Source organism: Arthrobacter sp. TS-15, assembly GCF_006964045.1.
Taxonomy (GTDB): domain Bacteria; phylum Actinomycetota; class Actinomycetes; order Actinomycetales; family Micrococcaceae; genus Arthrobacter.
In genome coordinates, this window is the sequence record NZ_SDXQ01000078.1 from 1 (window position 1) to 1,081 (window position 1,081).

The following is a 1,081-nucleotide window of genomic DNA, read 5'->3' on the forward strand; positions in this document are numbered from 1 at the left end:
GCCGTCCGACGTCGGACGGCACCGGAATCGGAATCGGAATCGACGGGGAACGAACGATCCGGCCTGTGCGAGGCCGTACGGAGAGCTGAGGAGAGAACGTGCCGGAGGACCTGACCTGGCTGCCCGCATGGCGCCTGCGAGAACTGGCCGTCGAGAAGGAGATCTCGCCTGTCGAGGTGACCGACCACTTCCTGAACCGGATCGAGGAGCTCGATCCGAAGCTGTTCTCCTTCGCCACGGTCGACGCGAGCGGTGCACGAGAGCAGGCGAAGGCCGCCGAACGCAAGGTCCTGGCCAACGAACCTGTCGGCGCCCTCCATGGTGTGCCGGTCGCGGTCAAGGAGACCATCGGCGTCAAGGGGCTGCCGGCACCCGCTGCCGGAATCGCCTCCTTTCCGCATGACTACATCGCTGTCGAACGCCTGCGGAACGCCGGGGCGGTCATCCTCGGGACGACCGCGATGACCAGCCGCGCTGATCGCCACGAGCAGCTGGCGGGGTCTCGCAGCTCGCTGGGCGGGATGCCGGTCGAGTTCCGCACCGACAGCGACGTGGTCGGCACCCCGGCGAATCCATGGGATCTCAGCCGTGACCCGGGACCTTCGAGCCGGGGAAGTGGTGCCGCCGTCGCGGCCGGATTGACTCCCGTCGCGATCGGCACGGACGGTGCCGGCTCGGTTCGGCTGCCCGCCGCACTGTGCGGGATCGTCGGCATGCATGTGTCGCGGGGGCTGGTCCCGGTCGTGGACTACCCCTGGCCGACCCTTTCGCTCCTCCTGTCGACGGGGCCGCTCACGCGATCCGTTCGTGACTCGGCGATTGTCACGCAGGTGCTGGCCGGCCCGGACGGCCGGGACATCGCCTGTTCCCCGTTCGCGGCACCCGACTATCTGGAGCACATCGACGCCGGCATCGCGGGCCTGCGCATCGGGTGGACGGACGACTTCGGGTTCTCGCGCACCTATGTGTCGGACGAGACGCGGCGCGTGGTGGCGACAGCCCGCGAGGCCGCGTTCAGCCTGAAAGATCTCGGCGCCGCCGTGACCGGGACGGACACGCGCTGGGACGACCCGCTGCCCGC

The 1,081-nt window shown here is 69.6% G+C and carries 1 protein-coding gene; it reads left to right on the forward strand.

Annotation, left to right across the window (positions count from 1 at the left end; genetic code table 11):
* Positions 1-98 precede the first annotated feature (98 nt).
* On the forward strand, positions 99-1,081 hold a 983-nt coding region (locus EU811_RS22845; protein WP_142940541.1), incomplete at its 3' end, for an amidase.